Source organism: Cellulomonas sp. URHB0016 (assembly GCF_054057935.1).
In genome coordinates, this window is sequence record NZ_JBSRZU010000001.1 from 2,083,492 (window position 1) to 2,108,296 (window position 24,805).

Here is a 24,805-nt window from a genome sequence, read left to right on the forward strand (position 1 = left end):
GTCAGGCTACTGACCGGGCGTGCACGGGGTGGACCCCGGCGGCGAAGGCCGCACGCGCTCTGGGATGATGGGCGCATGGCCTCCCCTGACGTGACCGGTTCCTCGCCCGCGCCCGCACGGGTCCGTCTCGCCGAGGCCACCCCGCCGATCGCGCTCGGCCCGCTGGACGGGCGGTACCGCGGCGCGGTCGCCCCTCTGGTCGACCACCTGTCGGAGGCGGCGCTCAACCGCGAGCGCGTCCACGTCGAGGTCGAGTGGCTCATCCACCTCACGTCGCACGCGGTCGTGCCCGGCGCCCCGCGGCTGAGCCCGGCGGAGGAGCGGTACCTGCGGGACGTCGTGACGGCGTTCGGGCCCGACGAGGTCGCGGAGCTCGCCGAGATCGAGCGCGTCACGGTGCACGACGTGAAGGCCGTCGAGTACTTCCTCAAGAAGCGCCTCGCCGACGCGCCCTCCGTGCTGGACGGCACGGTCCTGCCGGACGTGAGCGAGCTGGTGCACTTCGCCTGCACGAGCGAGGACGTCAACAACCTGTCGTACGCGCTGATGGTGCGCGGCGCGGTGCAGGACGTCTGGCTGCCCGCGGCGCACGCGCTGGTCGACGAGGTCGCCGCGATGGCCCACGAGCACGCGGCGGTCCCGCTGCTCGCCCTGACGCACGGGCAGCCCGCCACCCCGACGACCCTCGGCAAGGAGCTCGCGGTGCTCGCGCACCGCCTGCGTCGTCAGCTCCGGCGGATCGCGTCCGACGAGTACCTGGGCAAGCTCAACGGCGCCACCGGGACGTACGGCGCGCACGTGGTGGCGGTCCCGGGCGCGGACTGGCCGACGGTCAGCCGCACCTTCGTGGAGCACCTCGGCCTCACGTGGAACCCGCTGACCACGCAGATCGAGTCGCACGACTGGCAGGCCGAGCTGTACGCCGACGTCGCCCGGTTCAACCGGGTGCTGCACAACCTCGCGACCGACGTGTGGACGTACATCTCGCGCGGCGTCTTCATCCAGGTGCCGGTGGCGGGCGCGACGGGCTCGTCGACCATGCCGCACAAGGTCAACCCGATCAGGTTCGAGAACGCCGAGGCCAACCTCGAGCTGTCCTCGGCGCTGCTCGACACGCTCGCGTCGACCCTCGTCACCAGCCGGCTGCAGCGCGACCTCACCGACTCGACGACCCAGCGCAACATCGGGCCCGCCCTCGGCCACTCGCTGCTCGCCATCGACAACGTCCGTCGCGGCCTGCGGGCGCTCACCGTCGACGAGGCCCTGCTGGCCCGCGAGCTCGACGAGAACTGGGAGGTGCTCGGCGAGCCCGTGCAGTCCGCGATGCGCGCCGCGTCGGTCGCCGGGGTGACCGGCATGGAGAACCCCTACGAGCGGCTCAAGGAGCTCACCCGGGGCCGTCGCCTGACCGCCGACGACATGCGCGGGTTCGTCGCCGGGCTCGGGCTGCCCGACGACGTCACCGCACGGCTCTCGGAGCTGAGCCCGGCGTCGTACACCGGGCTCGCCGCCGAGCTCGTGGAGTACCTGGACCGCTGAGCGGTCAGGCCCCGGTCACGGGTTGAACGCCCGGCAGTAGAAGCTGCCCGACACCGGGACCTCGCTCGGCATCTTCATCCGGTCGAGGGTGTTGGGGCCGTAGATGCCGTCGGCGGTGAGCCCATTGGAACGCTGGAACGACTGCAGCGCCGACTTCGTGCGGGGTCCGAAGTTGCCGTCGACGCCCGACGTGCCCAGGTCGTAGCCGAGGCAGTACTTGAGCGCCGTCTGCAGGACCTTCACGCCGGTGCCGACGTTGCCCTGGGCCAGGAGGCACTCGTACTCCCAGTCGCCGCTGGTGCTCGACGGCCACCACACCGGGTAGTCCGTGGCGATGCCGAACCTGTACTTGGTGTTGCAGGTCGGGAGCGAGACGGCGTTCGCAGCGGGTGCGGCAGCGGTCACGAACCCGGCCAGGACCAGCAGTGCGAACGACGCTGAGATGACACGGCGGAACACATCGCCTCCTCGGGCGGTCGGGGTACGCCGGCAGGTGCCGGCGCTGCCACATCTCAGCAGAGCCGGCTGTCCGACACGCCGGATTTGTCGCGTTCGTTGGACCGGTCGAGGAGGTCCGGATCCCCGAACGGCCTATCCGGACATTTCAGGGCAACATAGGCTGTCCGGAACGGTCCGCGACCGCCCAAGCGCAGGTCATGGGATCACTGCCTAGCAGCACTGCACGTTGTTGAAGCGTTTCGATAAAAACGTTCTCCTAGTCGGTGACCTGCGCCTTCACTCGAAGGAGTGAGGCAACCTGGACATACGCCCTGAAAACCCTGCACAATCGTGCACCGATCCGTCTGGTTCCTCCGGTTCCATCCGATCTACGGCGCAAGGATGCCCATCGTGACCCTCATGCAGAAGGCGATCACCCCCGCACTGACCCGGGCGATCCTCACCGCAGGACATGACCGCGTGGCGGGATACGTCGTCCGTGCAGAGGACGTCGCGTTCGCGACCACGCCCGCCCAGCTGTTCGAGGTCCACGGCCTCGGCTACTACGGCTCCCCGTTCAGCCCGTACGACCGCTCCATCGACGTGCTGCGGTTCGAGTCGTCCCCCCAGCTCCAGTACCGCGACGTCCCCGGCTACATCCTCCCGTTGTGGTGGCTGCGGCACTCCCGCATCCCCCCGGGCGCCGAGCTCGTCCGGATCTACGACAACGGCTCGCAGACGCTGCTCGCCCGCTACGGCGACGTCGGCACCGGCTGGACCGTCGCGCAGCTCGGGGCCCCCCGCCCCGCGCTCGCGTCCCTGTCCCGCTGCGTCGGACCCGTCGCCAAGTGGCACGGCGCCTACCTCGAGGCGGACGTGGTCGACGGTGGCCACACCGTCGTCATGGCCCTGGCCAACCCCCCGCTCGCCGAGACCGGCTTCCACCAGGCTCCCTCGGGCCGCTGGTACCGCCGGGTCGCCCGCGAGGACGTCACCGAGCTGTTCGAGCTCGACCTGACGGCACGGTGGAACGGCCTGAGCGTCCGGGTCGTCGACCAGTGGCAGGACTCCCAGCGCTACGTCGTCGCCCGCATCTCGCACCTCGGTGACGACATCGACCGCGCGGAGAGCCTGCAGCTCGACCGGGTCGAGGCCGGCGTCTACGAGGCCGTGGTGTACGCCGCGGAGCTCACGGACATCCAGACCAACCAGGTCGTCCCGCACACGTGGGCCCCCGGTCCCGCCGCTCCGCAGCACCACGCGGTACGCAGCTGACCGCACCCACCCAAGCCAGGGGCACGCCAACGGCGTCGTGACCCCGCGAGGCGCGTGCCGGGCCTGGCCCTCCCCCCCGTCCAGGCCCGGCACGCATCTGTTCCGTCGAAGGGCGGGCGTCGACATCGACGCCCGCCCTTCGACGTGCACGCCGGGTGTCGAGCCGGCCGGTCAGGCCGTCGGCACCGCCACCTTGGGGACCGGGATGGCCGCGAGCTCGGCGAGGGCCTCGGCGTACGACGCGACGTCCCCGCTCCGGGCCGCGTCGCGGGCCCGGACGGTCGGCCCGTGCAGGGCCGCGCGGGTGCGACGGCGCAGCGCGCGCTCGGCACGCTCGTCGCGGTGGTCGTCAGGCCGCGCGTCGAGCTGCTGCGCGAGGCCACCCAGGACCCGCACGCGCTCCGCGACGACGGCCGGGTTCCACTCGCGGACCCGCCGCTCGGCCTCCCACTCCTGTGCCGCGTCCGAGACCAGGTCCCGTGCGGTCTCGACGGCCGCGTGCTCGGCAGGCGCGTGCTCGCTGACCGTGTGCAGGCTGACCAGCCGGACACCGGGCAGCGACCGGACGCCCGGGTCGACGTCGTGCTGCAGCGCCAGGTCCACGACGGTGAGCGGCCGGTCGGAGCCGGTCCTGGCGGCGGCGAGCGCGTCGACGCCGAGCACCGCACCGGCGGCGCCGCTGCACGCGACGACGAGGTCCACGTCCGACAGCTCGGCGGCCAGGTCGGCGCCCGCCGGCACGGACCGCACGCCCCTGGCGGCGGCGAACTGGCCCGCGCGACCGCTGGGCGAGTACACCCGGATGTCGCTGCAGCCACGCGCCTTGAGGGCCGCGAGCGACGCGCCCGCGTAGGAGCCGGTACCGATCAGCACGCACCGGACCTCCGGCCACGTCCGGAGCCCTTGCTCGGCGATGTCGAGGGCGACGCCCACCACCGACCGGCCCGTCGCCCCGAGGCCCGTCGCGGCCTCCACCTTGCGGGAGACGCGGGACGCGGCCTGGAACAGCGACTCGAGGGACGACGTCGTGGTGCCGTCGCGGCGGGCGGTGGTGAGCGCGCGGCGGACCTGTCCGGCGATCTCCCGCTCCCCCACCACCATCGACTCGAGCCCGCTGGCCACGCCGAAGAGGTGAGCGGCCGCGTCCGGCCCGGTCAGCGGGCTCAGGTGGGACATGACCTGCTCGCGGGTGTACCCCGACCGGGCGGCGACCGCCGCGCCCGCGGCACCCAGGGCGGCAGCCGGCTCGTCCGTGTCCAGGTACAGCTCGAAGCGGTTGCACGTCGCGAGGACGACGGCACCCGTCACGGAGGACGCCCCGCCCACGAGCTCGCGACCCACGGCGTGCACGTCCGAGGAGAGACGCTCCAGCACGGTGAGGTCGAGATCGTGGTGACTGGCGACGAGGGACAGCAGCACCACGCCCCGATTGAATCACCCCGACATTTGTCCGGCACAATCGGGACGTGACCCTTCCTTCCGCGCACCCGCTCGTCGACGGCCGCACCACGAATTCGGCGCTCGTCCGTGCCTATTCCGGCGAGCGTCCCGAGCGGCGTCCCGTGTGGTTCATGCGGCAGGCCGGGCGGTCGTTGCCGGAGTACCGGGAGGCCCGCGCCGGCACCGCGATGCTCGAGGCCTGCCTGACGCCCGCGCTGGCCTCCGAGATCACGCTGCAGCCCGTCCGGCGGCACGACGTGGACGCCGCGATCTTCTTCTCCGACATCGTGGTCCCGCTCAAGCTGGCCGGGGTCGACGTCGAGATCAAGCCCGGTGTGGGTCCCGTGATGAGCGCGCCGGTGCGCACGGCCGACGACGTCACGCGGCTGCGGGACCTCGGCCCACTGACGGCCGAGCGGCTGGCGCCCGTGTCGGAGGGCGTCGCGCTGACCGTCGCGGCCCTCGGTGCGACGCCGCTGATCGGGTTCGCCGGGGCACCGTTCACGCTCGCCGCCTACCTCGTCGAGGGCGGCCCGTCGCGCGACCACCTCGCCGCCCGCACGCTCATGCACGCCGACCCGGCGACGTGGACCGCGCTCACCGAGTGGGCCGCGGACCTCACCGGCGCGTTCCTGCGGGCCCAGGTGCTCGCCGGGGCCAGCGCCGCGCAGCTCTTCGACTCGTGGGCCGGGTCGCTCGGCCTCGCGGACTACACCGCGCACGTGGCGCCCGCGTCGGGCCGGGCCCTGGGGAGCATCGCCGACCTGGACGTCCGCACGGTGCACTTCGGGACGGGCACCTCCGAGCTGCTCGTGGCGATGCGCGACGTCGGCGCGGACGTGGTGGGGGTCGACTACCGGCTGCCGCTCGACGAGGCCAACCGCCGACTCGGCGGGTCGACGCCGCTGCAGGGCAACATCGACCCCGCCCTGCTCGCGGCGCCGTGGCCGGTGCTGGAGGCGCACGTCCGGGACGTCGTCGCGCGCGGCGCGGCCGCCCCCGGCCACGTGGTGAACCTCGGGCACGGTGTCCCGCCGGAGACCGACCCGGACGTGCTGACCCGCATCGTCCGGCTCGTCCACTCGCTCTGACCGCCGTGGTCCCGCAGGTCGCAGGCACGGCCGGTCCGCCGTCGGCCCGCGGGTCCGCGCCGGGCGCGGGCAGCTCCGACGACGTGCCGGCCGCGGGAGCATCGTCCGACGGGCCCGACGGGTCCGACGGGTTCGAGGGGTCCGACCAGCCCGACGAGCACAACGCGTCCGACGAGCCGGGCTGGGACGCGATCGTGGTCGGCGGTGGCGTCGCCGGTCTCGTCGCCGCCCGGGAGCTCGCCCACGCCGGCCTGCGCACGCTCGTGCTGGAAGGGCGCGACGCACCGGGCGGGGCCGTCCGCGGGCACACGGTCGCCGGCCTGTCCCTGGACGCCGGCGCCGAGTCGTTCGCGACCCGGGGCGGGGTCGTCGCCGACCTGCTCGACGAGCTCGGGCTGACCCATCTCGTGTGCGCACCGCAGCCACGCGGCTCCTGGGTCCACCTCCCGTCGGGCGACGGTCCCCTGCCCCGCACCGGCCTGTTCGGCATCCCGTCGGAGCCCGGTGCGGCGGACGTGCGGCGCACGCTCGGGGTGCTCGGCGCGTGGCGCGCACGCCTGGACCTGGTGCTGCCCTCCCGGGTCGGGGCGGGCGCGACGACGCTCGGCGCGCTGGTACGGGCGAGGATGGGTCGACGGGTCCTGGACCGCCTCGTCCGACCGATCGTCGGCGGTGTGCACGCCGCCGACCCCGACGACCTGGCCGTCGACGCCGTCGCGCCCGGTCTGCCGGCCGCGCTGCGCTCGTCGGGCGGGTCTCTCGCGAGGGCCGTCGCACGTGTCCGCGCGGCTGCGCCGGCCGGGAGCGCCGTCCTCGGGATCACCGGCGGGATGCACCTGCTCGTCGACGCGCTCGTCGCCGACGCGGTGGGGGCCGGCGCCGTGGTGAGGACGTCCGCGCAGGTCGTCGCCGTGGAGCAGGTCGTCCCGGTGGAGCCGGACGTCCCCGTGGAGCCGGACGTCCCCGTGGAGCCCGCGGCACCGGTCGCCGCTGCCCGGTGGCGGGTCACCGTGGCGACGCGGTCGCCGGACGGCGGGACGCAGCGGCTCAGCACGTCGCGCCTGGTGCTCGCGACACCGGCCGCGGCGGCCCTGCTGGAGCCGATCATCGAGCCGGACGACGCCGCGCTGCTCGACGCCGGCGCCGCCGTCACGCTCGTCACGCTCGTGCTCGAGGAGCCGGCCCTGGACGCCGCCCCGCGGGGCACCGGCGTCCTGGTGACCCCGGCGGCGACGGACGTCGGCGCCAAGGCCCTCACCCACGCCACCGCCAAGTGGGCCTGGCTCGCCGAGGCGGCGGGCGCGGGGCGGCACGTCGTGCGGCTCTCGTTCGGTCGAGCGGGCGACGACCCCACGGCGCTGCCCACCGAGCAGGACGCCCTCGTCGCTCTGGCCCTGAGTGACGCCTCGACGCTGCTGGGGTTGCCGTTGCGGCAGGAGGCCGTCGTCGGGCACGCGGTGGTGCGCTGGACCGAGGCCCTGCCCCGGCCGAGCGCGGCGCACCAGTCGGCCGTCGCCCGGGTCCGGGAGTCGGTCTCGTCCGTCCCGGGTCTCGCCGTCTGCGGGGCGTGGGCCGCGGGCAACGGTCTCGCGTCGGTCGTGCCCGACGCCCGGCGGGCGGCGCGCTCCCTGCTCTGACGGATCACGCCACGAGACGCACGTCACATTCTCTCGGCAAATGTTCTGACAATGTGTCGGCATCGACCGCGCGAATGGCGTGGCTCACATTGTGCGGGACGGCCCGCACGCATTTACTGACAGGCTGTCAGGTCGTCTCCGGACGAATTCCCGGGCGGTCGTCGGACTTCGACATCGCCCCGCCCGTCGCGAGAGACTGGGCACATGCCTCAGGACGTCCGGATCGGTACGCGCGCCAGCGCACTGGCCCTCACGCAGACCGGCCACGTGGCCGACGCGCTCGCCCGCCTCGGCGACGTCCACATCGACACGGTCCGCATCCGCACGGAGGGTGACCGCCTGACCGGCTCGCTCAGCAGCCTCGGCGGGACGGGGGTGTTCGTCACCGCCCTGCGGGACGCGCTGCTCGACGGCCGGTGCGACGTCGCCGTCCACTCGCTCAAGGACCTGCCGACCTCCGACCCCCCCGGGCTCGCGCTCGCCGCCGTCCCGCCCCGCGAGGACCCCCGTGACGCGCTCTGTGCCCGCGACGGCCTCACCCTCGCCGCGCTCCCCCCGGGGGCCCGGGTCGGCACCGGGTCGCCTCGGCGGGCCGCGCAGCTGCGGGTCGCACGCCCGGACCTCGAGATCGTCGACATCCGCGGGAACGTCGGCACCCGCCTGGGCCGGGTCGCCGGTGCAGGCGGGCCGGGCGACCTCGACGCCGTCGTCCTGGCCCGGGCCGGGCTCGCCCGTCTCGGCCTGCTGAGCGCGGTGACGGAGGTGTTCGACGCAGACGTCATGCTCCCCGCCCCCGGACAGGGCGCTCTCGCGGTCGAGACGCGCGACACCGGCCCCGGCGTCGACGCGTCGAGCCCGCTCGCAGGTGCGCTCCGGGCGCTCGACCACCGCCCGAGCCGTCTGGCGGTCCTCGCCGAGCGGGCGCTGCTCGCACGCCTGGAGGCCGGGTGCGCCGCCCCCATCGGCGCGCTCGCCGAGCTCGACGACGCAGCCCGCACGCTCACGCTGCACGCGGTCGTGGTGCGACCTGACGGGTCCGCCGCGCTGCGACGGTCGGCGGTGACGCAGTGGGACGCCTCGTCGCCACGGTGGGCCGACGAGCCGCCGCACGCCGTCCACACGGCGTCGGAGGGCGCGGGCTCGACAGCGTCGCGGGACGGCGGCCCGACACCGTCGCGGGACGCTGACAGGACACCGGACCGGGCGACCGAGGAGCGCGCGGCCCGCCGCCTCGGTGAGGTCCTCGCCGAGCTGCTGCTGGAGGCCGGCGCCGCCGACCTCGCCGAACTCGGGGCGACGCGATGACCGGCCCGGCCGACCCGCCCGAGGAGCGACCGACGCCGGCCACCGCCGCCCTCGGACCGCACACCGGACCACAGGGCCCGCCGCTCTCCGAGCCGCCCGCCGGCCCGTTCGCCGGCACGCCCGCCGAACCGCCCGCCGGCCCGTTCGCCGGCGCGCCCGCCGAGCCGCACGCCGGCCCGTTCGCCGGCGCGCCTGCCGGGCCGCCCGTCGGCCCGTTCGCCGGCGCGCCCGCCGAACCGCTCTCAGGGCCGCTCCGCGGGCCGCTCGCCGGCTGGCGCGTCCTCGTGCCCCGACCGGTGGCGGGCAGCAGCCCGGCGGCGGTGGCTCTCGCGGCAGTCGGGGCCGAGGCGGTGCTCGTCCCCCTCGTCGAGACGATCCCCCCGGACGACCCCACCGGCCTGGACGACGGCCTGCTGGCGCTCGGCGCCGGCTGGTACGGGTGGCTCGCGGTGACGAGCGCCGCGTCCGTCCCGGTGCTGGTGGCCAGGGCCGCTCTCGCAGAGCGCTCGTTGCCCGACCTCCTGACGGCCGGCACGGTCAAGGTCGCCGCCGTCGGGCCGGGCACCGCGCGCGCCCTGCGGGAGGCCGGTGTGGAGCCGCAGCTGGTGCCCCGCGGCGAGTCCACCGCCGCCGCGCTGGTCGCCGCGTGGCCCGCACCCGACGAGCGGCCGCGCGTCCTGTTCCCTCGGGGCGACCTGGCGGGCCCGACGCTCGCCGACGGGCTGCGGGCCCGGGGCTGGCGTGTCGACGACGTGGTGGCCTACCGGACCGTCCCGGCACCACCGCCGCCCGAGGACGTCCGCGCCGCGTGGTCGGACGGCGAGATCCGCGCCGCGCTCCTGACGTCGGCGAGCACCGTCCGTGAGCTCGCCGCCCGGTTCGGCGCACCGCCGGCCGGGACGTTGCTCGTCGCGATCGGCCCGACGACCGCCGCGGAGACGGCCCGGCTCGGCCTACCGCTCGCGGCCATCGCCTCCGCCCAGACGATGGCGGGCCTCGTGGCCGCACTGGTCGAGGCCGTCGAGACCCGGTCGGGAGCCACCTCCGGACCAGCCCGCGACGGTGCCGCCGGCACCAGCACGGGCACCGGCACCAGCACCGGCACCGGCACGGGCACCGGCACCAGCACGGGCACCGGCACCAGCACGGGCACCGACACCGACACCGACAGCACCACCGGCACGGGCACCGGCACCGGCGTCGGCGCGACGGAGGTCAGCGCCGACGTCACCCGTTCGGCCGTCACCGGATCGGGTGACGTCGCCCCGACCCCGACCTCGCCACCCGCCGCACGGCCGGCGCTACGAGCAGGCGCGACGTCGTTCCCTGCTCTCGGCTCCACCCCGACCGTCCCGCAGCAGCCCGGCGCACCCGGCCCCGAGGAGATCGCGTGAGCACCCCGACCCCACAGCCCGCGACCCACCCGCTGACGCAGCCCGTGACGCCACCCGGCACACAGCCCGGCACGCAGCCCGGGACGCAGGCCGCCCCGCACCCGGGCCGGGTCCGTCCCCGCCGCGTCCGCTCCACGCCGGCGATGCGCCGGCTCGTCGCCGAGACCCGACTGCACCCTGCCCAGCTCGTGCTGCCGCTGTTCGTCCGTGAAGGGCTGACCGAACCACGGCCGATCGCGTCGATGCCCGGCGTCGAGCAGCACACGCGCGACAGCCTGCGCAAGGCGGTCGCCGGGGCCGCCCAGGCCGGGCTCGGGGGCGTGATGCTGTTCGCCGTCCCCACCGTGCGGGACGCGGTCGGGTCGCAGGCCACGGCGCCGGACGGCATCCTCAACGTCGCGATCACCGACGCGATCGCCGAGGTGGGTGACGCCCTCGTGGTCCAGGCGGACCTCTGCCTCGACGAGTTCACCGACCACGGCCACTGCGGCGTCCTCACCCCGGCAGGCGCGGTGGACAACGACGCCACGCTCGTGCGGTACGCCGAGATGGCCCTCGCGCAGGCGTCCGCCGGAGCCCATCTGGTGGGGCTGAGCGGGATGATGGACGGCCAGACCGGGGTCGTGCGCGACGCCCTGGACGGCGCCGGCTTCCACGACACCGCCGTCCTCGCGTACGCCGCGAAGTATGCGTCCGCGTTCTACGGACCGTTCCGCGACGCCGTCGAGTCCGCGCTGGTCGGCGACCGCCGCACGTACCAGATGGATCCGGCGAACCGTCGGGAGGCGGCCCGTGAGGTGGCGATCGACATCGCCGAGGGCGCCGACGTGGTGATGGTGAAGCCCGCGATGTCCTACCTGGACGTGCTCGCGGACGTCGCGGCCGTCTCGACCGTTCCGGTCGCCGCCTACCAGGTTTCGGGTGAGTACGCCATGATCATGGCCGCTGCAGCGCACGGGTGGATCGAGCGCGAACGGGCGATCCTGGAGTCCGTGCTCAGCATTCGGCGCGCCGGTGCCGATCACGTCCTCACGTACTTCGCAACTGAGCTGGCCGGGTGGCTGGCGGAGGAGAACCGATGAGCCCGTACGGGGTCGAGGAGCTGGCTACGGTCGGCGGCACGACGAGCGCCGAGGCGTTCGCGCGTGCCCAGGCCGTGATCCCCGGCGGGGTGAACTCGCCGGTGCGGGCGTTCGGGTCGGTCGGCGGCACGCCGCCGTTCATCGCCTCCGGCCGCGGCGCGTACATCACCGACGTCGACGGGCACGAGTACGTGGACCTCGTCGGGTCCTGGGGTCCGGCGCTGCTCGGCCACGCACACCCCGAGGTCGTCGCCGCGGTGCAGGACGCCGCCGGGCGCGGGCTGAGCTTCGGCGCACCCACCGTCGCCGAGGTGGACCTCGTGGCCGAGATCCGGCACCGCCTGCCGGCCGCCGAGAAGATCCGCCTGGTGTCGACGGGCACCGAGGCCACGATGACCGCCCTGCGCCTCGCACGGGCGTTCACCGGCCGCGACCTGATCGTGAAGTTCGCCGGCTGCTACCACGGCCACGTCGACGCGCTGCTCGCGTCCGCCGGCTCCGGCGTCGCGACGCTCGGCCTGCCCGACTCGGCGGGCGTGTCCGCCGCGGTCGCCGCCGAGACGATCGTGCTGCCCTACAACGACGTGGCCGCCGTCGAGCAGGCGTTCGCCACCCACGGCGACCGGATCGCCGCCGTCGTCACCGAGGCCGCGCCCGCCAACATGGGCGTCGTCCCGCCGCTGCCCGGCTTCAACGCGGCGCTGCGCCGCATCACCATCGAGCACGGCGCGCTCCTGATCCAGGACGAGGTGCTCACCGGCTTCCGGGTCGGTTTCTCCGGCTGGTGGGGGCTCGAAGGCCTGCGCGAGGGCTGGGCCGCGGACCTGTTCACGTTCGGAAAGGTCATCGGTGGCGGGCTGCCGGTCGCGGCCGTCGGCGGTCGCCGGGACGTCATGAACCAGCTCGCGCCCGTGGGCCCCGTCTACCAGGCAGGCACGCTGTCCGGGAACCCGGTGGCCACGGCTGCAGGGCTCGCGACGCTGCGGCTCGCGGACGCGGCGGTGTACGCGCAGATCGACGCCGTGTCCTCCCAGCTCCGTACCGAGATCTCGTCCGCGCTGGCCGCCGAGGGCCTGCCGCACGCCGTCCAGTGGGCCGGGAACCTGTTCAGCACCTTCTTCGGCTCCGGTGGGGCCGCGGGTGCACGCGACTACGCGGCGGTGCTGGCCACGGAGTCGTGGCGGTACGCGCCCTTCCACCGGGCGCTGCTGGAGGCCGGGGTGTACGCGCCGCCGTCGCCGTTCGAGGCGTGGTTCGTGTCCTCCGCGCACGACGACACCGCCGTGGACCGCATCGTGTCCGCGCTGCCCGCCGCCGCGAGGGCCGCCGCTGCCGCGTCCGCACCGGCCGTCTGACGGCAGCCGCCGGGCGCTCGTCGCGGGCCGTCTGACGGGAGCCGCGGGGCGGTCGTCGCCGGCCGCAGCCTGAGAGCGGGCGTTCGTCGCCGGCCGCAGCCTGGGACCGGCCCCGGCGCGCCGGGCCGACCGGCTCTCAGCCGAGCGTGGGCGGATCGGTCTCCGTGCGGGGCGCCGGACGCGGGAAGGGTACGGCCGGTGTGGGGGTCCATGTCGGCGGCCCGAGCACCAGGTCGGCGAGCCCGAAGAACGCCGACGCCTGGCCACGGACCTGCTCGGCACTCACGGGCTGGGTCCGCTCGTTCCAGGTCCCGGCCGCTGGCCGTGGCGTCCGCTCCTCGCGGGGCCGCTCCGGATCGCGCACGCCCATGTGCCCCCACCTCTCGTCGCCGTCGACGACACGTCGCCTTCGCTCGTCCCCAGAACTACCTGCGGCCCTCGTGCGGGACCGCACCCGGCCGCCTTGGTCGCCGGACGCACCGGTCCGCCTTGGTCGCCGGAGGCAGTATTGCTGAGGATGGGGTCAGATGCGACATTTCGGGTGGCTCGTCTCACCCGGGCGGGCGACGACGGTCACCCGTGGAGGGCGGCGGGCCCCGCAGGTTCAGGCAGTCGGGCCGGGAGTGGCCGCGAGCTCGTCGTCCAGCCGGTGGTCGATCGCACCGAGGTCGGCCGCGAGGTTCGCAGCGCTGAGGCCCTCGGCGGTCGCACCCTCGGCGGCGCGCTCGGCGCGGTAGGCCCGCACCGACCAGGCGATCGCAGCCACCCACACGAGGGCGAGGACCCCGAGGACCAGCCCCTCCGCCGGGGTGCCCTTCAGGCCGACGACGTCGCTGCGGACGAGCGTGCGGGCGTTCGTCAGGACGATGACGCCACCGACCGCGGACCCGAGGATGCGGGGCGGCAGGTGCCGGACGAGCCAGGCGGCGAGAGGCGCGGCCGCGATGCCGCCGATGAGCAAGGCGAGCACCCAGCCGACGTCGATGCCCTGCGAGCCGAGCGTGAGGAGGAACCCGAGGCTCGCGGCGAGCGCCACGAGGAACTCGCTGGTGTCGATGGACCCGATGACCTTGCGGGGCTCGAGCCGTCCGCTGGCGAGGAGCGCGGGCGTGCCGACGGGTCCCCAGCCACCACCTCCGGTGGCGTCGACGAACCCGGCGACGAGGCCCAGGGGCCCGAGGAACCGCTTGCGCAGGGGCAGGTGCAGCCGGTCCTTGCGCAGCCCGAACAGCGTGAACCGGATGAGGATGTACACGCCGAGGGCCAGCAGCACGGTCGACATGAGCGGCGCCGCGGTGTCGGTGGAGAGCCGCGACAGGACGGACGCACCGAGGAAGGCGCCGATCGCACCCGGGACGCCGACGCGCAGGACGACCTTCCAGTCGACGTTGCCGAAGCGCCAGTGCGCGAAGCCGGAGACCAGCGTGGTGCCGATCTCCGACAGGTGGACGCTGGCGGACGCCACGGCCGGGTTGGTCCCGACGGCCAGCAGCAGGGTGGAGGACGTGACCCCGTAGGCCATGCCGAGGCTGCCGTCCACGAGCTGGGCGGCGAACCCGACAAGGGCGAGCAGGACGAGTGCGGGCACGGGGGACCACCAGGCGCTGGGGACGACGAATGATCGATAATTCCGATCACCTTGGTTCTAAAACAAGTCCCGTCTTACGATACGAGACCGTCGCTCAGCATCCGGACCGCCTCAGGGGTTGTCCCACGCCCCCACGGTCCCGGCCAGCGCCTTGACGTGGGGCGGCAGCTCGCCGGACACCAGGCTCGCCAACGTCACCTCGTCGAGCACCGACCGCACCGACGTCCGGAGCGCGACCCACACGTCGAGCAGCGACGACGCCGACCCGTCGTACGACAGGCTCGGCGGCCGCTCGTCGCGCACGGTGACGAGCGGGCCGTCCACGGCGCGGATGACCTCGGCCAAGGTCACCGCGTCCGCGGGGCGCGCCAGCCGGTACCCGCCGGACCGCCCCCGGACGCTCGTGACGATGCCGGCGCGGCGCAGGTCGCCGAGGATCCGCTCCAGGAAGCTCGTCGGGATGTCCTGCCCCTGGGCGAGCACCTCGGCCGGCACGGGGTCGCCGTGGGCGCTCGACGCGAGCTCTGCGCACGCCCGCACCGCATAGTCCGCCTTCGCCGAGACCCGCATGCCGACCATCATCCTCCGCCGGTCGGAAGGAATACCCCCTAGGGGTATCGTGTTGGGGTGACCATGACGAGCGACCACCAGCACGTGCCGGGCTACGACGCGGCCAAGGAGGACTACCTGAAGCGGCTGCGCCGGATCGAGGGCCAGGTGCGCGGCATCGCGCGGATGGTCGACGAGGACACCTACTGCATCGACGTGCTCACCCAGATCTCCGCCGTCACCAAGGCGCTGCAGGCCGTGAGCATCGGCCTCGTCGAGGACCACCTGGGCCACTGCGTCGTCGACGCCGCCCGGCAGTCGCCCGAGGAGGGCGCCGCCAAGGTCCGCGAGGCCGCCGACGCCATCGCCCGACTCGTCCGCAGCTGACACCCACCCAACCGAGGAGCACGACGATGTCCCAGACCACCACCTTCTCCGTCGACGGCATGACGTGCGGGCACTGCGTGCACGCCGTGACCACCGAGCTGTCCGAGCTCCCCGGCGTCACCGACGTCGCCGTGGACCTCGTCGCGGGCGGCACGTCCACCGTCTCCATCACCTCGGACGCCCCGCTGCAGGAGGACGCCGTCGCGGCGGCCGTCGTCGAGGCCGGTTATGTCGTCACCCCACGGAGGTCGCTGCTGTGACCACCCCCGCCCAGGACACCCCGGTCCTCGTCGACCTCGCCGTCGAGGGCATGACGTGCGCGTCGTGCGTCGCGCGCGTCGAGAAGCGGCTCGGCCAGGTGCCGGGCGCGACCGCCACGGTCAACCTCGCGCTGGAGCGCGCGCACGTGGAGCTGCTGCCGTCGGATGCGGACGGCACGTTCGCGGACGACGAGGCCCTCGTGGCCGCCGTCCGCCGGGCCGGCTACGACGCGACAGTGCTCTCGTCCCGCCGCCCGGCCGCCGCCACCCGTACCGCCGCTGCCCTCCCCACCACGGCTGCCGAGAACGGCAGCCCGGGGCCAGACCGGCAGTCTGCCGTGCCGGTCTCGACCGGAGGTGCCGACCGGGCAGCAGACGAGCACGCGGCCGCCGGGCACCACGGCATGGACCCGGTCGAGCACGCGCTGTCCGGGCACTCGATGGCACCGGGACACGAGATGGCGCCCGACGAGGACACGTCGGCTCCCACCGACACGCGCGGCAGCGACCTGCGCGCCCGCCTCCGGGTCGCGACCGTGCTGACCGTCCCGGTGCTGCTGCTGTCGATGGTCCCGGCCCTGCAGCTCACCGGCTGGCAGTGGGCCGTCGCCGCGCTGGCCCTGCCGGTCGCCGGGTGGGCGGCCTGGCCGTTCCACCGGGCCGCCGTCCGCGCGGCCCGGCACGGGGCGTCGACGATGGACACGCTCGTCTCGATCGGGATCGTCGCCGCCACCGGGTGGTCGCTGTGGGCGCTCCTGTTCGGGGGCGCGGGCGAGCTCGGCATGACCATGACCCCGACCCTCGTGCCGGCGACCGGCATGGAGGGGGCGGTCCCCGAGCTCTACTTCGAGGTCGCGGCCGTGGTCACGACGTTCCTGCTCGCCGGCCGCTACGCCGAGCACCGGTCACGGCGCCGGGCGGGCGACGCCCTGCGGGCGCTGCTCGACCTGGGCGCCAAGGACGTCGCGCTGCTGGTCACAGGCCCCGACGGGGTCCGCACCGAGCAGCGCGTTGCCGTGGACCGGCTCGGCGTCGGCGACGAGTTCGCCGTCCGTCCCGGCGAGAAGGTCGCCACCGACGGCGTGGTCGTCTCCGGGACGAGCGCGGTCGACGCGTCGCTCCTGACCGGCGAGCCGGTACCCGTCGACGTCGGTCCGGGCGACGAGGTCACGGGTGCCACCATCAACACCTCCGGCGCGCTCGTCGTCCGCGCCACGCGCGTCGGCGAGGAGACCCGGCTGGCGCAGATCGGCCGGCTGGTGGCCGCCGCGCAGACCGGCAAGGCACCCGTGCAGCGGCTCGCGGACCGCATCTCCGCGGTGTTCGTGCCGGTGGTCCTGGTCCTGGCGACCCTCACGTTCGTCGCGTGGCTGGTGACCGGGAACGGCACGCAGGCCGCGTTCACCGCCGCCGTCGCCGTGCTGATCATCGCCTGCCCGTGCGCGCTGGGTCTCGCCACGCCCACCGCGCTCCTGGTCGGCACGGGCCGGGGCGCGCAGCTCGGCATCCTCATCAAGGGCCCCGAGGTGCTGGAGCAGACGCGCGCCGTCGACACCGTGGTGCTCGACAAGACCGGGACCGTCACCGAGGGCCGCATGGCGCTCGTCGACGTGCTGCCCGTCGACGGGACGCCGCGCGACGACGTGCTGCGGTACGCCGCCGCCGTCGAGCAGCTCGCGGAGCACCCGATCGCCCGGGCCATCGCCGCCGCCGCCGCTCCGACGCAGGCGCGCGCCACGGCGACCGCCCCCGCCGGCACCGGGCCGGAGCCCGGACTCGTGCCCGTCGGCCTCGACGGCGTGGTCATCGGCTCCGACCAGGTGCACGGCTTCCGCGCCGAGGCCGGTCACGGCGTCTCGGGTGTGGTCCGCACGGCTCACTCCGGGGTCGGGCTCGGCCGCCGCGTGCTCGTCGGGCGTCCGGGCTGGCTGGAGGAGCAGGGTGTCGCAACCAGCGACGCGCGCGGGCCGTTCGACGCCGCCGAGGCGCAGGGCGGCACCGCGGTCATGGTCGCGTGGGACGGCTCGGTGCGCGGCACGCTGGTGCTGCGCGACCCGGTCAAGGCCACGTCGGCGCACGCGGTCGCCGACCTGCGGGCCCTCGGGCTGCGGCCCGTGCTGCTCACCGGCGACAACCTCGGCGCGGCCCGCACGGCCGCCCGCGAGGTCGGCATCGCGGACGACGACGTGATCGCCCAGGTGCTGCCCGCCGACAAGGTCGCGGTCGTCACGCGGCTGCGCGACGGCGGCGCGCGCGTCGCGATGGTCGGCGACGGCGTCAACGACGCCGCAGCCCTCGCGACCGCCGACCTCGGCCTCGCGATGGGCACCGGCACGGACGTCGCGATCGAGGCGTCCGACGTGACCCTCGTCCGGGGCGACCTGCGGTCCGCGGCGCAGGCGATCCGGCTGTCCCGCCGGACGCTGCGGATCATCCGGCAGAACCTGTTCTGGGCGTTCGCCTACAACGTGGCGGCGATCCCGCTCGCCGCCCTCGGGCTGCTCAACCCGATGATCGCGGGTGCGGCGATGGCGTTCTCGTCGGTCCTCGTGGTCGGCAACTCGCTGCGCCTGCGCCGCTTCGTCTGACGTGACGCGGCGCCCGGCCGCCCGCGTGCCAGGCCGCGGGTCAGTGGAACCGGCGCCCCTCGTCGCGGCGGTAGGCCACCACGGCCATCGCCGCGAACAGGCCGGTCCAGGCCAGGATCACGACGAGCGCACCGGCGTACGCGGGCTCCCCGGTCACGGCCTGGACGGCCAGGTCGCGGGCCGCCCGGGACGGCAGGAGCTTCGAGAAGGAGTCCAGCCATGCCGGGAACGCCTCGGGCGGCAGGAAGAGCCCGCCGGCGAAGGCGAGCGGGAACAGCGTCGCCTGCACCACGGCGATGGCGGCCTTGGACGTGAGCCGGTACCCGATCGAGAGCCCGAGCAGCAGGAACGGCACGGCGACGACGGGCACCATCACGACAGCGGCGAGCGCCCGTGGCGGCGTGATGGTCGCGGCGGTGAGGAGCCAGCCGATCACGACGAGCGGCACCAGCGCGAAGAACGACCACACCACCCCGTTGATGACCCGGCCGGCGAGCCGGGGGCCAGGACCGGCGGGCAGGGTGCGCAGGAACGGGTCGAAGGGCAGCGCGCGGTCCTCGGCGACGCCGACCCCGAACGAGAACAGGGACGTCGACATCACCGCGAACGTGCCGAGCTGCGCGACGGCGGCCGTGGCAGCCACCGGGTCGTCGGCCACGTACCGCTGCGGGACCACGAAGAACAGCAGCGCCAGCGACGGGAAGAGCAGGTTGCCGAGCACGGCGATCGGGATGCGGATCGTCTCGACGAACTGGAACCGGGCATGGACCACGGCCAGCGTCCAGAACGGGCGCGGGCGGGCCGTGGGCGTCTCGGTGACGGTCGTGCTCATCGTGCGGCCTCCTCGGTGGGCTGGACCCCGGGACGGGTCCGGGGCTCCTCGGTCTGGTCCGTCGCGCCGTCGGCCGTGGTCAGGGTGAGGAACGCCTCCTCGAGCGACGCGCCCCGCATCTCGAGGTCCCGGAACGGCACGTCCTGGCGGACGAGGGCCCGCACGAACGCGTCGGCGTCGGACGCCAGCACGGTCCGCCGCACGCCGTCCCCGGTCGGCACGCCGTCCTGCACCACGGCGGCCCCGGGCAGCGCGTCGAGGGAGACCGACGCGGGCACCGTGAGCAGCACCCGACGCAGGCCCACCAGCCCGAGCACCGCGGCGAGCGAGTCGTCCGCCAGCACGCGTCCGCCGCCGACCACCACGACCCGGTCCGCGAGCGCCTCGATCTCCTCCAGGTAGTGGGAGGTGAGCACCACGGTCGCGCCGTCGGCGTGGTAGTCGCGCAGCGCCTGCCACAGGATGTGCCGCGCCTCGACGTCGAGCCCGGTGGTGGGCTCGTCGAGCAGCACGAGGCGCGGCCGCCCGACGAGCGCGAGCGCGACGGCCAGCCGCCGGCGCTGGCCGCCCGACAGCCCGCCGGTCTGCCGGCGGGCGAGGTCCTCGAGCCCGAACCGCGCGAGCACCTCGGCCCGTGGCATGGGCGCCGGGTAGTGCCTCCCGACGAGGTCGACGACCTCCCCCACGGTGAGGGTCGGCGGCAGGCCGGTGTCCTGCGGGGTGGTGCCGAGCCCGATCCGCGACGCCGCCGAGCGGGGGTCGCCGCCGAACAGCCGGACCTCCCCCGAGTCGGGCCGCCGCAGGCCGCTGACCAGCGACAGCAGGGTGGTCTTCCCGGCGCCGTTGGGCCCGAGGAGCCCGACCAGCTCGCCCTCGCTGACGGTGAGCGACACGTCGTCCAGCGCGACGACCTCGCCGAACGTCCGGGTCACGTGCGACAGCTCGACGACCGTCATGACGCACCGCCGAGCACGGTCCGCAGGCTCGCCGCATACGTCTCGAACGCGACCCGGCCCGCGCCCGTGAGCGACACGTACGTGGCCGGTGTGCGTCCTTCGTGGGTCTTGGTGATCGTCACGTACCCCGCCTCCTCGAGTCGGCGCAGATGGGTGGACAGGTTGCCCGCGGTCATGTCGAGCAGCTTCTGGAGCCGCGGGAAGGCGATGCGGTCGTCGCGCGCGAGGCTCGCCAGGGTGGCGACGACCCGGAGGCGGGCCTGCGCGTGGATCACGGGGTCGAGCTCGGTCACGGCACCGTCCGGGCGCGGGCCGCCTCGACGAGCCCGGCGGTGAGCATGCCTCCGCCGCCGGCGAGCGAGAGCCACAGGTACGAGCCGGGCAGCCCGGCGAAGGCGCTCGCCGCGCCGACGAGGGCGATCCAGGCCCCCAGCACGTACATGCCGGTGGCCCGCCACATCGCCCCGCCGGCCAGGTAGAGCAGTCCGACCACGAGCGCGGCCGTCGCGTTGGCAGCGAGCCCGATCACCTCGTCGGACGCCCCGGCCTTGCCCAGGGCGCCGACGATCCAGGTCATCGCGAGGAACCCGATCGGCCACGCCCACCCGTAGAGCACACCCTGCCGGGCGCTCTCGCCCGTGATCCCCCGGCTGCGCCGGGTCACGTGCACGATCGTCACCACCACGGCCGCCACGCCGAGCGCCGCCGCGAGGACGGCGGCGGCCACGGACGGCGAGCCCGCGCCGCGGTCCGCCGACAGCCACAGACCGCCGTACCCCACGAGCCACGCGGCGCCCCAGACCGCGAAGAGCACGGCGCTGGACGGGGCGGTCTGCCGAGCGACGCGCTGTTGGGCGCTGATGATCGAGAGGGCTTCCGCCGCGCTGGCCGGCGCGGGGTCGGTCTGCTCGTCCATCGGGCCACCCTCCGTCTGGTTTGTCCCACAAAGTAGTTTGCAGAGCGTGCCGACGCAAGACCCTGCCCGCCGCTGATCCGGCGCCCGTCCGGCGCTGATCCGGCGCGCGTCCGGCGCTGATCCGGCGCGCGTCCGGCGCTGATCCGGCGCCCGTCCGGCGCTGATCCGGCGCCCGTCCGGCGCTGATCCGGCTCTGATCGCGCGCTGATGCGGCGCTGGTCCGGTGCTCGCGCGGCGTTCGTCCGGCGCTCGCCGCGCGTTCGCCCAGCGGACGGACCCGTGGCCGTCCTAGGCTCGGCGGCATGACGGCCGACGGCGCTCCGCACGAGCACGCGCTGCCCACGTCAGGACCCACCGGAACGGGCCTCACGACGAGCGACCCGAGCGACCCGGCCGGCCCGACCGGCCCGGCGACGGACCTCCCGACCGGCGCCACCACAGCGGTGCCGCAGCCGAGCGACCGCGCCGTCCGCCGCCGCCTCACGACCGAGATCTGGATCGTCCTCGGCCTGTCGCTGGGCCGTTCCGGCATCTACGCCATGGTCGCGATCGCCGACCGCCTCACCGCCGGCCCCCCGCTCGGCGACCAGACCGCCACGCTCAACCCCAGCCGCTCGGCCCGCCCGTGGCTCGACCTGATCTACCAGGTGCTGCAGATCGGCTTCGCGCTGATCCCTGTCGCGCTCGCCCTGTACCTGCTGTCCGCGAACGGCCGCTCGGCCGTCCGGCGCATCGGCCTCGACGTCACCCGGCCCTGGCGCGACCTCGGCGTCGGGGCCGGCCTCGCCGCCGTCATCGGCATCCCCGGCCTCGGCCTGTACGCGGTCGGCCGCGCGCTCGGCATCACGGTCCAGGTGCAGGCGGAGGCCCTGAGCTCGGCCTGGTGGACGATCCCCGTCCTGCTGTTCGCCGCGGTCCAGAACGCGCTGCTCGAGGAGGTCATCGCCGTCGGTTACCTCATGGAGCGGCTGCGGGACCTGCGCTGGCGGACACCGCTGATCGTCGTCGCGTCCGCCCTGCTGCGCGGCTCGTACCACCTGTACCAGGGGTGGGGGCCGTTCTTCGGGAACTTCGTGATGGGCCTGGTGTTCGCCGAGTACTACCGCCGGCGACGGCGCGTCATGCCGCTCGTCGTCGCGCACACGATCATGGACATGGTCGTGTTCGTGGGCTACGCGTCGATCCCCGACGAGTGGCGCGACGCCCTGCACCTGTCGTAGCCGCGCCGCCACCGCCCGATCCCGGACTCCGCCCTCGCCCCGGGCCCGTCCTCGGCCTGCCCCGCCCCGCGCCGGCCGCCGCGCCGGCGAGACCAACACCGATGTCGCTCCCGGTCACCTCTTGGACACCAGCGTTGGTCTCGCCCCGGGCCGGCCGTCCCTTCGCCGCCCCGCGCCGCCGCGGGGCCGCCCGGCCGGGCCGCCACGCCGCCGCGGGGCCGCCCGGCCGGGCCACCCTGGCGAGACCAACACAGGTGTCGCTCCCGATTGCCTGTGGACTTCCGTGTTGGTCTGGGGCCGTCAGCTCAGGCCGGGGAGATCAGCGGACGGGCACGGCCTGCCCGGCGAGCGACTCGGCCGCACCGATCAGCACCTCGTCGCTGTCCTTCGTCAGGCGGTCGCCGGACCACCGCTCCTTGAGGGTGAGCGTCGTGCCGTCGTGCAGGGTGAACGTCGCCTTCACCGGCGTGCGCTTGAGCACCTCGGCGGTCGCCACGTCCTCGAACGCGACGAACCGGTAGCGCCGCGCGAGCTCGACGGCCGACACGCCGGCGAGCATCGCGAGCCGCTCCTTGCCGCCCTCGGTGTCCTTCGTGCTCGGCACGATGACCAGCCCGTTGTCGAGCACGAGCACCTCGGCCGGCTTCCCGTCCACGTCGACGGTCGCGAGACCGCCGACCACGTCTCCGCCGTGCGCGGTCGCGACCTCGGAGACCTGACCTGCACGCTCGACGTCGATGCCGAGGGCCTGCAGCGCAGCCCGGGCCGCGTGCGCCCCGCCCGGGTCGGCCAGGGACGCGACCACGTCGTCGAGCACCAGCGGCTGCCCGTCCGCGCGCACCAGCACGGCCGGGCCGCCCCACGAGTGCTGCCAGCGACCGATCCCCGCCTGGACTGCGGCGGACCGCACCACGACGCCGAGCACGAGGCCGGCGGGCGTGTCGCCGTCCTCGTCCGGACCCTGCGCCGGGTCGAGACCCAGGCTCCTCACCACCTCGTCGAGCCGCCCGGCGCCGACCACGTCCAGCACCGTGGCGAGCGTCGCCCGCGGCCGCCCGGTCAGGCGCGCGACGGCGCGGTAGACCGTGTCCGCCGTGCGCTGCTGCGCCTGCGCGACGGACGCCGCGGTGAACGCGTCCCAGTCGAGCCGGACGCGGTCGCCGAAGGCGACGACCTGCTCGGCGAGCGCGGCCGCGGCGTTCTCGAACCCGGGCACGAGGCTGGTGGCCGGACGGGTGTCGCGCACGACGGCCACGTCCGGCATGCCCTCCATGGCAGCGACCCGGGCGGCGATCGACGGGTGGCTGTCCCACCGCGACTGCTCCGCAGGCGGCGCGTCCTGCCGCATCGTCGCGAGCTCGTCGCCCCGGGCAGCGAGCAGGCTGCCGAAGCCGCCGAAGAACCCTGCCGCCGTCGGCGCGAGCCCGTTCTCCCACCCCGCGTCGAGGTACGAGCCGCCGTAGAAGCTCCACGCGCGGTCGACGAGCGGCAGCTCCTTCAGCGTCCCCTGGGCGACCGACCGGCCCGCGACCCGCACGGACAGGTCGTCGGCCTCCAGCTCCTGACGGCGGCTCACGGAGGCGGACACCAGCAGGTACAGCCGGGCGTAGCCCTTCAGCGCCCAGACCACGATGTTGCCGGACAGCGCGTCCAGGGTGGCCCCGATCGCCACCCGTCCGCGGTACGTCAACGGTCCGAGCCGGGTGTGGCTGCGCGAGTAGTGGCCAAGTTCGTGCGCGAGGACCGACCGCAGCTGCGACACGTCGAGCGCCTGCACCAGCGGCACGCCCAGGTACAGCCTGCGGCGGCCGGGGACCAGCCCGAGCAGCCGCGCGTCCTCCGAGACCGCGGCGTTCACGTCGGGGACGAGCCGGATCTCGTCGGGAACCCGGGTCTGCGCCACGACGGCGAGCTGGTCGAGCTCCGCCCACAGCGCCGGCGCGTTCGCCCGGGAGACCTGCAGCCCCGGCTCGGGCTGCGGCCGGGACCGAGCCACCTGGACGAGAGCCGCGACGACGGCGATGCCCGCCGCCAGGGCGACGAACGCCAGCTTCGCCCCGCCGGTCCCGGCGCCGGAACGGAAGGCGAACGCCGAGAGCAGACCGAGCCCGGCGATCATCGCGAGCGCCACCACGTAGAACCCCGCCAGCAGCAGCAGCGACAGCGCCGCCCGGAACGTCGTCGTCATCGTCTGCCTCCGCCACCCGCCCGCGTGCGGCCGCACGAGGATCGTGCGCGGAGCCTACTGAGCCCGGTGCTCCACGCGCGGTGGAACGGGAGGTGAAGAACGGAGGCGGCTACACCGCCGCCGACCCGCGCCCCACCGCCCGGCTGAACGCCCGCGTGGCGAACCCGCTGACCACGAGCAGCACCCCGGCCACGAACGCGAAGAGCCCGAAGATCACCATGACCACAGCGATCGTCTCCTGCGGGTTGACGAGCATCAGGAGGCCGATCAGGAACGTGACGAGCCCGAGGGCCAGCACCCAGAACCACCCGATGTCGCGGGCCCGGTAGAGGGTCGCGGCGGCGATCACACCGAGGATGCCGACGACGAGGACCCAGATCGCGATGAGGTAGAAGATCGCCTTCGCCGTCTCGGGCGCCCAGAGGACCGCGACCAGGCCGAACCCGACACTGACGAGTCCCAGGACGGCCCACCAGATGCTGCCCTCCTCGTGCCGGTTCGAGAACCACTGCCCCAGCGTGAGGAGCCCGTCGACGACCGCGAAGATCCCGAACACCCAGACCAGCGCGGCGGCGGTGTTGAACGGGTGCGCGAGCATCAGGAAGCCGACGACCAGCAGCACGATCCCGCGGACCACCGGCAGCCACCAGATCCCGCGCAGCTTCGCGTCGACGTCGGTGCCGAGCTCGTCAGTCATCGGACCCCCTCGGGCGTCAGCCCACAGAGCACCGAGCGGGACCCACCCGCATGCCACGGTGCTCCTCG

At 74.8% G+C, this 24,805-nt stretch carries 23 protein-coding genes; 12 read left to right on the top strand and 11 right to left on the bottom strand.

Going from position 1 to position 24,805, the window contains the following annotated elements; genetic code table 11:
- The first annotated feature begins 75 nt into the window (after nt 1-75).
- Entirely contained in the window at nt 76-1,539 is a 1,464-nt protein-coding gene (gene purB, locus ACVW07_RS09605) for an adenylosuccinate lyase (protein WP_456819026.1), read from the top strand.
- 15 nt (nt 1,540-1,554) lie between these two features.
- Here purB and ACVW07_RS09610 read toward each other — a convergent pair whose 3' ends face one another.
- Nucleotides 1,555-1,998: a peptidoglycan-binding domain-containing protein gene (locus tag ACVW07_RS09610; protein ID WP_456819027.1), complete on the bottom strand. Its 444-nt coding sequence runs from the start codon at nt 1,996-1,998 to the stop codon at nt 1,555-1,557.
- A gap of 381 nt (nt 1,999-2,379) precedes the next feature.
- Here ACVW07_RS09610 and ACVW07_RS09615 point away from each other — a divergent pair, with 381 nt between their 5' ends.
- The gene (locus ACVW07_RS09615) at nt 2,380-3,252 is read left to right on the top strand and encodes a hypothetical protein (protein ID WP_456819028.1); all 873 of its coding nucleotides are present in this window, start codon (nt 2,380-2,382) and stop codon (nt 3,250-3,252) included.
- Between the two features lie 171 nt (nt 3,253-3,423).
- On the opposite strand, the gene ACVW07_RS09620 is transcribed toward ACVW07_RS09615, so the two are convergent.
- Nucleotides 3,424-4,674, bottom strand: coding sequence for a glutamyl-tRNA reductase (locus ACVW07_RS09620; RefSeq protein ID WP_456819029.1), 1,251 nt, complete (start codon nt 4,672-4,674; stop codon nt 3,424-3,426).
- A 44-nt stretch (nt 4,675-4,718) separates the two neighbouring features.
- Here ACVW07_RS09620 and hemE point away from each other — a divergent pair, with 44 nt between their 5' ends.
- The 6 genes from hemE to hemL all read left to right on the top strand — a co-directional run bounded on the left by hemE (nt 4,719) and on the right by hemL (nt 12,556).
- A complete protein-coding gene (gene hemE, locus ACVW07_RS09625) occupies nt 4,719-5,783 on the top strand; it encodes a uroporphyrinogen decarboxylase (protein ID WP_456819030.1) in 1,065 nt (354 codons plus the stop codon).
- A 5-nt stretch (nt 5,784-5,788) separates the two neighbouring features.
- Nucleotides 5,789-7,420 carry a protoporphyrinogen/coproporphyrinogen oxidase gene (locus ACVW07_RS09630; protein WP_456819031.1) on the top strand — a complete coding sequence of 544 codons (1,632 nt, stop codon included), beginning with the start codon at nt 5,789-5,791 and terminating at the stop codon, nt 7,418-7,420.
- Nucleotides 7,421-7,624: 204 nt separating this feature from the next.
- On the top strand, nt 7,625-8,725 hold the full coding sequence (gene hemC / locus ACVW07_RS09635; RefSeq protein ID WP_456819032.1) for a hydroxymethylbilane synthase: 1,101 nt from the start codon (nt 7,625-7,627) through the stop codon (nt 8,723-8,725).
- Nucleotides 8,722-10,119 carry a uroporphyrinogen-III synthase gene (locus ACVW07_RS09640; protein ID WP_456819033.1) on the top strand — a complete coding sequence of 466 codons (1,398 nt, stop codon included), beginning with the start codon at nt 8,722-8,724 and terminating at the stop codon, nt 10,117-10,119. Before hemC ends, ACVW07_RS09640 begins: the two co-directional genes overlap by 4 nt.
- Nucleotides 10,120-10,163: 44 nt before the next feature.
- Nucleotides 10,164-11,201 carry a porphobilinogen synthase gene (gene hemB, locus ACVW07_RS09645; protein ID WP_456821056.1) on the top strand — a complete coding sequence of 346 codons (1,038 nt, stop codon included), beginning with the start codon at nt 10,164-10,166 and terminating at the stop codon, nt 11,199-11,201.
- A complete protein-coding gene (gene hemL, locus ACVW07_RS09650; protein ID WP_456819034.1) occupies nt 11,198-12,556 on the top strand; it encodes a glutamate-1-semialdehyde 2,1-aminomutase in 1,359 nt (452 codons plus the stop codon). The genes hemB and hemL overlap by 4 nt, the downstream gene beginning before the upstream one ends.
- Before the next feature lie 136 nt (nt 12,557-12,692).
- Here the strand turns inward: hemL and ACVW07_RS09655 are convergent, their stop codons facing one another.
- From ACVW07_RS09655 to ACVW07_RS09665, 3 genes are all read right to left on the bottom strand, one after another.
- Nucleotides 12,693-12,926 carry a hypothetical protein gene (locus tag ACVW07_RS09655; RefSeq protein ID WP_456819035.1) on the bottom strand — a complete coding sequence of 78 codons (234 nt, stop codon included), beginning with the start codon at nt 12,924-12,926 and terminating at the stop codon, nt 12,693-12,695.
- 234 nt (nt 12,927-13,160) lie between these two features.
- Nucleotides 13,161-14,144 (bottom strand): sulfite exporter TauE/SafE family protein, encoded by a 984-nt coding sequence (locus ACVW07_RS09660; protein WP_456819036.1) that lies wholly within the window; start codon nt 14,142-14,144, stop codon nt 13,161-13,163.
- A 111-nt stretch (nt 14,145-14,255) separates the two neighbouring features.
- Complete coding sequence (locus tag ACVW07_RS09665) at nt 14,256-14,714, bottom strand: RrF2 family transcriptional regulator (RefSeq protein ID WP_456819037.1); 459 nt, start codon at nt 14,712-14,714, stop codon at nt 14,256-14,258.
- A 63-nt stretch (nt 14,715-14,777) separates the two neighbouring features.
- Here ACVW07_RS09665 and ACVW07_RS09670 point away from each other — a divergent pair, with 63 nt between their 5' ends.
- From ACVW07_RS09670 to ACVW07_RS09680, 3 genes are read left to right on the top strand one after another with little or no spacing between them, the layout of a single operon-like run.
- Entirely contained in the window at nt 14,778-15,080 is a 303-nt protein-coding gene (locus ACVW07_RS09670; RefSeq protein WP_456821057.1) for a metal-sensitive transcriptional regulator, read from the top strand.
- A 26-nt stretch (nt 15,081-15,106) separates the two neighbouring features.
- Nucleotides 15,107-15,340 carry a heavy-metal-associated domain-containing protein gene (locus tag ACVW07_RS09675; protein WP_456819038.1) on the top strand — a complete coding sequence of 78 codons (234 nt, stop codon included), beginning with the start codon at nt 15,107-15,109 and terminating at the stop codon, nt 15,338-15,340.
- 50 nt (nt 15,341-15,390) lie between these two features.
- The gene (locus ACVW07_RS09680) at nt 15,391-17,928 is read left to right on the top strand and encodes a heavy metal translocating P-type ATPase (RefSeq protein ID WP_456821058.1); all 2,538 of its coding nucleotides are present in this window, start codon (nt 15,391-15,393) and stop codon (nt 17,926-17,928) included.
- 40 nt (nt 17,929-17,968) lie between these two features.
- Here the strand turns inward: ACVW07_RS09680 and ACVW07_RS09685 are convergent, their stop codons facing one another.
- From ACVW07_RS09685 to ACVW07_RS09700, 4 genes are read right to left on the bottom strand one after another with little or no spacing between them, the layout of a single operon-like run.
- Nucleotides 17,969-18,760, bottom strand: coding sequence for an ABC transporter permease (locus ACVW07_RS09685; protein WP_456819039.1), 792 nt, complete (start codon nt 18,758-18,760; stop codon nt 17,969-17,971).
- Nucleotides 18,757-19,716, bottom strand: coding sequence for an ABC transporter ATP-binding protein (locus ACVW07_RS09690; protein WP_456819040.1), 960 nt, complete (start codon nt 19,714-19,716; stop codon nt 18,757-18,759). The genes ACVW07_RS09685 and ACVW07_RS09690 overlap by 4 nt, the downstream gene beginning before the upstream one ends.
- Complete coding sequence (locus ACVW07_RS09695; protein ID WP_456819041.1) at nt 19,713-20,009, bottom strand: transcriptional regulator; 297 nt, start codon at nt 20,007-20,009, stop codon at nt 19,713-19,715. The genes ACVW07_RS09690 and ACVW07_RS09695 overlap by 4 nt, the downstream gene beginning before the upstream one ends.
- Nucleotides 20,006-20,632: a hypothetical protein gene (locus ACVW07_RS09700; protein ID WP_456819042.1), complete on the bottom strand. Its 627-nt coding sequence runs from the start codon at nt 20,630-20,632 to the stop codon at nt 20,006-20,008. The genes ACVW07_RS09695 and ACVW07_RS09700 overlap by 4 nt, the downstream gene beginning before the upstream one ends.
- A gap of 302 nt (nt 20,633-20,934) precedes the next feature.
- Between ACVW07_RS09700 and ACVW07_RS09705 the strand changes: the two genes are divergently transcribed.
- Complete coding sequence (locus ACVW07_RS09705; protein ID WP_456819043.1) at nt 20,935-21,852, top strand: CPBP family intramembrane glutamic endopeptidase; 918 nt, start codon at nt 20,935-20,937, stop codon at nt 21,850-21,852.
- 319 nt (nt 21,853-22,171) lie between these two features.
- Here the strand turns inward: ACVW07_RS09705 and ACVW07_RS09710 are convergent, their stop codons facing one another.
- The gene (locus ACVW07_RS09710) at nt 22,172-24,040 is read right to left on the bottom strand and encodes a M48 family metallopeptidase (protein ID WP_456819044.1); all 1,869 of its coding nucleotides are present in this window, start codon (nt 24,038-24,040) and stop codon (nt 22,172-22,174) included.
- A 109-nt stretch (nt 24,041-24,149) separates the two neighbouring features.
- On the bottom strand, nt 24,150-24,737 hold the full coding sequence (locus tag ACVW07_RS09715) for an HdeD family acid-resistance protein (protein ID WP_456819045.1): 588 nt from the start codon (nt 24,735-24,737) through the stop codon (nt 24,150-24,152).
- Nucleotides 24,738-24,805: the final 68 nt, after the last annotated feature.